Origin of the sequence: Actinosynnema sp. NPDC059797, from assembly GCF_042732085.1 — a bacterium.
Lineage (GTDB): Bacteria > Actinomycetota > Actinomycetes > Mycobacteriales > Pseudonocardiaceae > Actinosynnema.
The window spans coordinates 1-8,990 of the sequence record NZ_JBHWIE010000293.1 but is presented as its reverse complement, the minus strand read 5'-3'; the positions used below and the strand labels follow the sequence as shown (position 1 = coordinate 8,990).

General features: G+C 72.5%; 9 protein-coding genes and 1 riboswitch. Of the genes, 8 read left to right on the top strand and 1 reads right to left on the bottom strand.

The window, feature by feature from the left end; genetic code table 11:
- Positions 1 to 111: 111 nt before the first annotated feature.
- Positions 112 to 531, bottom strand: coding sequence for an anti-sigma factor antagonist (locus tag ACFV4N_RS34860; RefSeq protein WP_499676921.1), 420 nt, complete (start codon positions 529 to 531; stop codon positions 112 to 114).
- A 403-nt stretch (positions 532 to 934) separates the two neighbouring features.
- Here ACFV4N_RS34860 and ACFV4N_RS34855 point away from each other — a divergent pair, with 403 nt between their 5' ends.
- The 8 genes from ACFV4N_RS34855 (at position 935) to gcvP (ending at position 8,878) form a co-directional block, all read left to right on the top strand.
- On the top strand, positions 935 to 1,174 hold the full coding sequence (locus ACFV4N_RS34855; protein WP_499676920.1) for a hypothetical protein: 240 nt from the start codon (positions 935 to 937) through the stop codon (positions 1,172 to 1,174).
- A gap of 119 nt (positions 1,175 to 1,293) precedes the next feature.
- Positions 1,294 to 1,890, top strand: coding sequence for a cardiolipin synthase ClsA (gene clsA, locus ACFV4N_RS34850; protein WP_499676919.1), 597 nt, complete (start codon positions 1,294 to 1,296; stop codon positions 1,888 to 1,890).
- 39 nt (positions 1,891 to 1,929) lie between these two features.
- Positions 1,930 to 2,331, top strand: coding sequence for a glycine cleavage system protein GcvH (gene gcvH / locus ACFV4N_RS34845; protein WP_499676918.1), 402 nt, complete (start codon positions 1,930 to 1,932; stop codon positions 2,329 to 2,331).
- Between the two features lie 113 nt (positions 2,332 to 2,444).
- A complete protein-coding gene (garA, locus tag ACFV4N_RS34840; RefSeq protein ID WP_033427969.1) occupies positions 2,445 to 2,906 on the top strand; it encodes a glycogen accumulation regulator GarA in 462 nt (153 codons plus the stop codon).
- A gap of 13 nt (positions 2,907 to 2,919) precedes the next feature.
- Complete coding sequence (gene ftsR / locus ACFV4N_RS34835) at positions 2,920 to 3,579, top strand: transcriptional regulator FtsR (RefSeq protein ID WP_499676917.1); 660 nt, start codon at positions 2,920 to 2,922, stop codon at positions 3,577 to 3,579.
- Positions 3,580 to 3,725: 146 nt separating this feature from the next.
- Positions 3,726 to 4,199, top strand: coding sequence for a bifunctional nuclease family protein (locus ACFV4N_RS34830; RefSeq protein WP_033427967.1), 474 nt, complete (start codon positions 3,726 to 3,728; stop codon positions 4,197 to 4,199).
- A gap of 763 nt (positions 4,200 to 4,962) precedes the next feature.
- Complete coding sequence (locus ACFV4N_RS34825) at positions 4,963 to 5,538, top strand: MerR family transcriptional regulator (protein WP_344040566.1); 576 nt, start codon at positions 4,963 to 4,965, stop codon at positions 5,536 to 5,538.
- A gap of 211 nt (positions 5,539 to 5,749) precedes the next feature.
- A riboswitch (glycine riboswitch) is annotated at positions 5,750 to 5,839 on the top strand.
- 150 nt (positions 5,840 to 5,989) lie between these two features.
- Positions 5,990 to 8,878 carry an aminomethyl-transferring glycine dehydrogenase gene (gene gcvP, locus ACFV4N_RS34820; protein WP_499676916.1) on the top strand — a complete coding sequence of 963 codons (2,889 nt, stop codon included), beginning with the start codon at positions 5,990 to 5,992 and terminating at the stop codon, positions 8,876 to 8,878.
- Positions 8,879 to 8,990: the final 112 nt, after the last annotated feature.

Sequence of the window (8,990 nt, the reverse complement as noted above, 5' to 3'; positions counted from 1 at the left end):
CAACCGGGTCATCGTGCGCGCGCCCGTCGACGGCAACGCCCGCCGCGCACTCGTCGCGGCGGGCGTGGACCAGGTCGTCGACGTGGTGCCGCACGGCTGAGGCCGAGCCGGCTAGCGGGGCTCGTCGGCCTCCAACGCGCGGTCGACCGACTCGAACACGCTGAACACGTCGCCCAAGCCGGTCGCGGCGAGCGGCCGGATCACGGCCCGCTCGACGGCCACCACGCGGAACGCGGAGCCCCGGCGCTTGCCGTGCTGGGACGCCTCCACGAGCACGGCCAGGCCGGCCGAGCCCAGGAAGCTCACCCCGGACAGGTCGAGCACGACGGTGTCGCCGGCGTCGAGGTGGGGCAGCACGCCCGCGCGCACCTGCGGCGCGGTGAGCATGTCGATCTCCCCGCTGACCGCCACCACGGTGACGCCTTCGCCCGCCTTGCGGACGGCGATGCCGATCTGGCCGGCCCGCGGGCCGCCTGCCGCGGCGGACTCGGCTCCGCTCGTCGCCACGACGTCCGGATCCTGAACCGTCACGAGGATCTCCTCTTCAGCTGGACTGCCGGGTGGGAAGTCCGCGGCCCGGCCGTGCGCGCGCAGCGCGGAACAGCAGCGTGGCGGACACGTCCACCGGCCAGGACCTCCCGGCGCGGCTGTTGGCTCAACCGCTGCGCCACCACCGTACGGCGGTGACTTGATCGGTACCAGTGTAGTGCCGGTCTCGGTGTGCGGTGGATGACGGACGGTGAACGGTTTCATCGCGGTCGTACCGGCTACACCCCGGCGGAAGACGTCGCGCAACTTGCCGCGTCGAGCAACCGGTGGCCGAAATCCGGCGGAAATCGAGTGGGACCCCGGTGCGGGCGGAGGAGAATTCACCGTGTCGGGGATAACACCGCCGGACGTGCGGACGACACCCCTGGTGGAGGGGATTCTCAAGATGAACACCACGACGGAAGCCGAGTCGGAACCCGCGGAGCACGGGGCGGCGCGCGCCGGCAGCGGCGGCGCGGGAACGCTGCCCACCGACCCGTGCAGCGTGGTCTGGAGCAAGGGCCACGCCTACGTGCTCGAAGGTTTCCACGGCCGCTGGGTCGGCGTCGACGACCGCGGCCGCCCGCAGGCGCTCAGCGGTGACGAGCTGCGGCGACGGGGGTGGACCCGCACCCGGGTGAACTGACCCCGGGCGGCGGCCGGCCGTCCGACCGGCCGGACCGGGGAACCGGCCGGTCCCGCCGCGGTTGCCCGTTCGGGCGGTGGCGCGGCTCCGCGGGTGACCCGCGATTAGAGTCCCCGCCTGTGTCGCACGATCACGTCGAGCCCGCGGACCGGCTGCTGACCATCCCGAACGCGCTCAGCGTGCTCCGGCTGCTCGGCGTGCCCCTGTTCCTGTACCTCCTGCTCGGCCCGCACGCCGACGGGTGGGCGGTGGTCGTCCTCGTCGCCGCCGGGCTGTCGGACTGGCTGGACGGCAAGCTCGCCCGCTGGCTGGACCAGACGAGCAAGCTCGGCGTCCTCCTCGACCCCGCCGCCGACCGCCTCTACATCCTGGCCACGCTGGTGGCGTTCGTCGTGCGCGAGATCATCCCCTGGTGGGTGGTCGTGGTCCTGGTCGGCCGGGAGCTGGTGGTCGGCGCCTGCCTGCCCGTGCTCCGGGCCCGCGGCTACGGCCCGTTCGAGGTCAACTACCTGGGCAAGGCCGCCACCTTCAACCTGCTCTACGCGTTCCCCATGCTCCTGCTCGCGCAGGGGGCCTCGACGGCCGCCCAGCTCCTCCGGCCGGTCGCCTACGCGTTCATGATCTGGGGTGGGGCCCTGTACCTGTGGTCGGGCGCCCTGTACGTCTACCAGTTCACCCTCGCGCTGCGCCGACGGCCGGGGGTCGCGCCGGCCTGAACGGGACGTGGGAAGATCCGGCACCGAAGATCCACCGTCATGAAGGAGCGCACCGCGGTGATTCCCGAGGAGCTCAAGTACACCGAGGAACATGAGTGGGTGCTGCGCACAGGCGACGACACCGTGCGCGTGGGCATCACCGACTACGCCCAAGAGCAGCTCGGTGACGTCGTGTTCGTCCAGCTCCCGGAGCTCGGCGAGCAGGTCGGCGCCGGCCAGACGCTGGGTGAGGTCGAGTCCACCAAGAGCGTGTCGGACATCTACGCGCCGCTGGCCGGCGAGGTCGTCGCGCGCAACGACTCCCTGGACCAGCAGCCGGACCTGGTGAACTCCGACCCGTACGGTGAGGGGTGGATGGTGGAACTCCGGCTCGACGACCCGGCCGCGGTGGACGACCTGCTCGACGCCGCCGCGTACCAGGAGCTGGCGGCGCAGGGGTGACGTCGATCTTCCGGCGGCTCTTCGGTCGGTGGGGGAGCCGCTCCTCAGACAAGGGTTCGGGCACGATAGGTTCTAACGAACTCGACGGTTCCAGCAGCAGGAGGAGAGCTCAGGTGAGCACGAACGACGGGCCCGGCGTCCCGCCCGAGCAGTCCCCGGAGCGGACCTCCGTTTTCCGGGCCGACTTCCTCGCCGAGGTCGAGGGCGCCGAGGCGCCCGCCCAGGAGCCGGCGGTCGCCGGCGTCGACGCGCTGCCCGCCGGGTCGGCCCTGCTCGTGGTCAAGCGCGGTCCCAACGCGGGATCGAGGTTCCTGCTGGACCGCGACACGACCAGCGCCGGCCGGCACCCCGACAGCGACATCTTCCTCGACGACGTGACGGTCTCGCGCCGGCACGCCGAGTTCCGCCGCGAGGGCGGCGAGTTCGTGGTGATCGACGTGGGCAGCCTCAACGGCACCTACGTCAACCGCGAGCCCGTCGACCAGGCCGTGCTGGCCAACGGCGACGAGGTGCAGATCGGGAAGTTCCGCCTGGTGTTCCTGACCGGTCCGGGCGCCGGGGGCCAGGGGGCCTGACGGTGGGGCTCCGGTGACGGCGGCCGGTCGGCCACGCGGGGGGTTGAGCATCGGGGCGGTGCTGTCCCAGCTCCGGCCCGACTTCCCCGACGTCACCATCTCCAAGATCCGGTTCCTGGAGTCGGAGGGGTTGGTCCGCCCGGCGCGCACGGCGTCGGGCTACCGGCAGTTCGCCCCGGCGGACGTCGACCGGCTGCGGTACGTGCTGACCGCGCAGCGCGACAGGTACCTGCCGCTGAAGGTCATCAAGGAGCACCTGGACGCGGTCGACCAGGGCGTGCGCGCCGTGGACCTCACCCCGTCCCCGGGGCACCGGATCACCCGCGACGACCTGCTCGCGCGCGCGGGCATCGAGTCGGCCGAACTGGCCGACCTGGAGCAGCACGGACTGGTCACCGCGGGTCCCGGCGGGTTCTACGACCACGAGGCGGTGCAGATCGCCGCGACGGTGCGGGCCATGGCCGAGCACGGCCTCCAGGCCAGGCACCTGCGCCCGTTCCGGGCCGCGGCGGACCGCGAGGTCGCCCTGGTGGAGCAGGCCGCGGCGGCGGCGAACCGGGCGCGGGCCGACGAGGTCGTCCGCGAGCTGGCGGCACTCTCGGTAACCCTGCACACACTGCTGGTCAAGGTCGGCCTGCGCGACGGCGCGGGCAGGCGCGTTTCGCCTAGGTGAACAAGTGTCCGCATCGTGATCCCGGACCGGACGGGCGGTTGCGCACAAGGCCCGCTTGGCGGGTAGCGTCGAAAGGGTACGTGGGGGATCCTCGTTCATACAGCGGGGACGCCAGGATTTCAGCGCGCTGAGGGAGGCGAGACCCGATGAGCGAGATGCGCGTCGTGGGTGTGCGGGTGGAACTGCCCGCCAACCAGCCGATCCTGTTGCTGCGTGAAACCGAGGGCGAGCGGTACCTGCCGATCTGGATCGGATCCGTCGAGGCCACCGCGATCGCGTTGGAGCAGCAGGGCGTGCGGCCCGCGCGACCGCTGACCCACGACCTGCTCAAGGACGTCATCGGCGCCCTCGGCCGGCAGCTCGAACAGGTGCGGATCACCGACCTGCAAGAGGGCACGTACTTCGCGGAGCTGGTGTTCGACGGCGACGTGCGGGTGTCCGCGCGGCCCAGCGACTCGGTGGCGCTCGCGCTGCGGATCGGGGTGCCGATCCACGCGGAGGAGTCGGTGCTGGCCGAGGCCGGGCTGATCATCCCGGACGAGCAGGAGGACGAGGTCGAGAAGTTCCGCGAGTTCCTCGACTCCGTGTCGCCGGAGGACTTCCGGGGCGCCGACACCTGAGCCACCGGACCTGAGCCACCGGGCTCTTCCGACCCGCGCTTGAACAGGGGTCCCCGCCCAGGGGACCCCTGGAGCGTTTCGCCGCCCGGTCGAAGCCGCACCGCCGCACCGGCCACCGACGCGCCTCCGCCCGCCACCGGCGCGCCTCCACCGACGGCCAGCGCGCCTCCACCGACGGCCGGCACGTCTCCACCGATGCCGGTTGCCGCGCCTCACCTCACCTGCGTGGCCGCGGGCGGTGCGCGGGGTGGGGCGCGATCCGCGGACAACCTCGGCGGGCGGGCTGCCGGGGCGTGCCGAAACCCCCACCCCACCGGTCGGGCGAACCTCGGGAACGGACCCCGCGCGACCCGTCGGCGACCCCCGGTCCAGCCCCCGCCAAACCCCGGTCGCCGGGCCTCCACCCGCGACGGGCGGGTACCACCTGCGAGAGGCCCGACCACTGGTCCGAACCCCTCGCAGGTGTGTGCGGTGCGTTGTGGATCAACCCCGCGTGCCACCCCCCGGTGTCACACTTCTGGATTACACAACGTCAGCAATCCTCTGCTAAACGATCACTAAACGTCACCCGAATGGCTTACAACCGTCGGCTCTCTCAACCTCTACCTCAGGTTGAGGTCAGACACGTCCCGCGCGTCGCGTTGACCTGCCCCCTAGGCGGTCTTACCGTCGAGCTCAGGTGAATTGCCACGGTGTGATTCGGGCACCGCGGCGGCTTCACGTTGGTCGCCGGTCGTCGTGGCCGGACCGAGGGGAGGCAGGCGTGGTCGAGGAAGCGCCCATCATCCGGGCCGGTTCCGGCTCCGGCGAACAGGGCGAGCTGTTCCCGGACTCCTCGCTGCCGGACGAACTCGTGGGGTACCGCGGCCCCGCCGCGTGCCAGATCGCGGGCATCACCTACCGCCAGCTCGACTACTGGGCCCGCACCGACCTGGTCAGCCCGACGATAAGGAGCGCGCACGGCTCCGGCAGCCAGCGGCTGTACTCGTTCAAGGACATCCTCGTCCTGAAGGTCGTCAAGCGGCTCCTGGACACCGGCGTCTCGCTCCAGAACATCCGGGTCGCGGTCGACCACCTCCGCCGCCGGGGCGTGCAGGACCTGGCCCGCATCACGCTGTTCAGCGACGGCACCACGGTCTACGAGTGCACCTCGCCCGAGGAGGTCGTCGACCTGCTCCAGGGCGGCCAGGGCGTGTTCGGCATCGCGGTCAGCGGCGCCATGCGGGAGATCAGCGGCACCATCCACGAGTTCCCCGCCGAGCGCGCGGACGGCGCCGAGATCGTCCCGGCCCCGAACGACGAGCTGTCACGCCGCCGCCGCACCCGCGCCACCGGCTGAGCGAACGGCGGGGAGCGACACCGCGGGGGAGCGGACGACCGGAGCACCGACCACGGCGCGAGAACGGCGCGGACACGACATGTTGCAGCCGGGTACCTCGGGTGTGCCCACCGGGAAACCCGGTCAAACCCGGTTGTCCAGCCATTGAGATCCACGTCGCGCCGACGGGACCCGCGCGACCGCCGCCGGGTACGATTCGCGCGTAGTCGCTTTATCCCGCGCGGGAGAGTCCGAGCCCGCTCGGCGCCGAAGGAGCAAATCCTCCCCGGAACCTCTCAGGCGCAAGGACCGCGCGGGTGAGACGCCTCTGGAAAGCGGGTCGGGCAAGAAGACCCCGCCGACGGTGCAAGCCCGGCCACCACCGGGTGAAGCTCTCAGGCGCCCGACGACGGGCAGGAGACAGAGGGGGAGGGCAACGGCAGCAGTGTGCCCGTAGCCCCGGAGGCGACACATGACGCAGGACCGCATCCCCCTCGCCGCTCTCGAGCACGGCACCCCCTTCGCCGACCGGCACGTGGGCCCCCGGCCCGCCGAGCTGGCGCGCATCCTCGACGTGATCGGCGTCGGCTCCCTGGAGGAGCTGGCCCAGCACGCGGTGCCCGAGTCGATCCGCGAGCGCGACCTGGTGCTGGACCTGCCCTCGCCCGCCACCGAGACCGAGGCCCTGGCCGAGCTGCGCGCCCTGGCGGCCCGCAACCGCCCGATGACCCAGATGATCGGCCTCGGCTACTACGGCACCACCACGCCGCCGGTGATCCGCCGCAACGTGCTGGAGAACCCCGCCTGGTACACCGCGTACACGCCCTACCAGCCGGAGATCTCCCAGGGCCGGCTGGAGGCCCTGCTGAACTTCCAGACCGTCGTCGGCGACCTCACCGGCCTGCCGCTGGCCAACGCCTCCATGCTGGACGAGTCCACGGCCGCCGCCGAGGCGATGACGCTGGTCCGCCGCGCCGGCCGGGCCAAGTCGAACAAGTTCGTGGTCGACGCCGACACGCTGCCGCAGACCCTCGCCGTCATCGAGACCCGCGCCGAGCCGCTGGGCATCGAGGTCGTCACCGCCGACCTGTCGCAGGGCCTGGAGGGCCTCGGCCTGGGCGGCGACTTCTTCGGCGTGCTGCTGTCCTACCCCGGCGCGTCCGGCGTGGTCCGCGACCACGCGTCGGTCATCGAGGAGGTCCACCGGGCCGGCGCGCAGGCCGTCGTGGCCGCCGACCTGCTGGCGCTGGCGCTGCTGCGCCCGCCCGGCGAGATCGGCGCGGACGTCGTGGTCGGCACCACCCAGCGCTTCGGCGTGCCGATGAGCTTCGGCGGGCCCCACGCCGGCTACATGGCCGTCCGCCAGGGCCTGGAGCGGCAGCTCCCGGGCCGCCTGGTCGGCGTGTCCGTGGACGCCGACGGCAACCCGGCCTACCGGCTGGCGCTCCAGACGCGCGAGCAGCACATCCGCCGCGAGAAGGCCACCAGCAACATCTGCACCGCGCAGGTCCTGCTGGCCGTGATCGCCTCCATGTACGCCGTCTACCACGGCCCGGAGGGCCTGAAGGCCATCGCGACCCGCGCCCACCGCATGGCGACCGTGCTGGCCGCGGGCCTGTGCGAGGCCGGGGTCGAGGTGGTGCACGGCGAGTTCTTCGACACCGTGCGCGCCCGCGTCGAGGGCCGGGCCGCCGAGGTCGTGGCCGCGGCGCGCGAGCTGGGCGTGAACCTGTGGCGGGTGGACGACGACGTCGTGTCCGTCTCCTGCGACGAGACCACCACGCGCGAGCACCTGGACCTGGTGTGGAAGGCGTTCGGCGTCACCGTGGCCGACGTGGACGGCCTGGACGCCGACACCGCCGACGGCATCCCCGCCGACCTGCGCCGCACCTCCGAGTACCTGACCCACCCGGTGTTCCACACCCACCGCTCGGAGACCGCGCTGCTGCGCTACCTGCGGTCCCTGTCGGACAAGGACGTGGCGCTGGACCGCAGCATGATCCCGCTGGGCTCGTGCACGATGAAGCTCAACGCCACGGCCGAGATGGAGCCCATCACCTGGCCGGAGTTCGCCGAGCTGCACCCGTTCGCGCCGGTCGAGGACGCCGCCGGGTACCTGGAGCTGATCGGCGACCTGGAGCGGTGGCTGGCCGAGGTCACCGGCTACGACGCCGTGTCGCTCCAGCCCAACGCGGGCAGCCAGGGCGAGTTCGCGGGCCTGCTGGCCATCCGCGCCTACCACCGCGCCAACGGCGACGCGCACCGCGACGTGTGCCTGATCCCCTCCAGCGCGCACGGCACCAACGCCGCGTCCGCGGTCATGGCGGGCATGCGGGTCGTGGTGGTCAAGTGCGACGACAAGGGCAACGTGGACCTGGGCCACCTGCGCGAGACGGTCGAGGCGCACCGGGACGACCTGGCCGCCATCATGATCACCTACCCGTCGACGCACGGCGTGTACGAGGACACCGTGCGCGAGGTGTGCGGGCTGGTGCACGACGCGGGCGGCCAGGTGTACGTGGACGGCGCGAACCTCAACGCCCTGATCGGCCTGGCGCAGTACGGCAAGTTCGGCTCGGACGTGTCCCACCTGAACCTGCACAAGACGTTCTGCATCCCGCACGGCGGCGGCGGCCCCGGCGTCGGCCCGATCGGCGTGCGGTCGCACCTGGCGCCGTTCCTGCCCAACCACCCGCTCCAGCCGGCCGCCGGCCCCGCCACGGGCGTCGGCCCGATCAGCGGCGCGCCGTGGGGCTCGGCGTCGATCCTGCCGATCTCGTGGGCGTACGTGCGGATGATGGGCGCCGACGGCCTGCGCCGGGCGACCCTGACCGCGGTGGCCGCGGCGAACTACGTGGCGCGGCGGCTGGACGAGCACTTCCCGGTGCTCTACACCGGCGAGGGCGGCTTCGTGGCCCACGAGTGCATCCTCGACCTGCGGCAGATCACCAAGGCGACCGGCGTGACCGTGGACGACGTGGCCAAGCGGCTGGCCGACTACGGCCTGCACGCGCCGACCATGTCGTTCCCGGTGGCGGGGACGCTGATGGTGGAGCCGACCGAGAGCGAGGACCTGGCCGAGATCGACCGGTTCATCGACGCCATGATCGCGATCAGGCGCGAGATCGACCGCGTCGGCTCGGGGGAGTGGCCGGCGGACGACAACCCGCTGCGCAACGCCCCGCACACGGCCGCCTGCGTCACGGCGGAGTGGGACCACCCGTACAGCCGCGAGGTGGCGGTGTTCCCGGCGGGCGTCACCGCCGTCAAGGCGTGGCCGCCGGTGCGGCGCATCGACGGCGCGAAGGGCGACCGCAACCTGGTCTGCTCCTGCCCGCCGATCTCGGCCTACGGCGGCTGACGGCCCAGGCCCTCACCCCTCGGCGCCCCCGCGCCTCTCCTCCGGCACCTCTCCTCCGGTGCCTCCGGCGCCTCTCCGGGACCGACCCTCAGGGGCGGGGGAACGACCAGAC

What these genes read in the sequence shown, in the direction of transcription:
- ACFV4N_RS34830 (WP_033427967.1), top strand. Translation starts at nt 3,726, where the DNA reads ATGAGCGAGATGCGCGTCGTGGGTGTGCGGGTGGAACTGCCCGCCAAC.
- ACFV4N_RS34855 (WP_499676920.1), top strand. Translation starts at nt 935, where the DNA reads ATGAACACCACGACGGAAGCCGAGTCGGAACCCGCGGAGCACGGGGCG.
- gcvP (WP_499676916.1), top strand. Translation starts at nt 5,990, where the DNA reads ATGACGCAGGACCGCATCCCCCTCGCCGCTCTCGAGCACGGCACCCCC.
- gcvH (WP_499676918.1), top strand. Translation starts at nt 1,930, where the DNA reads ATGAAGGAGCGCACCGCGGTGATTCCCGAGGAGCTCAAGTACACCGAG.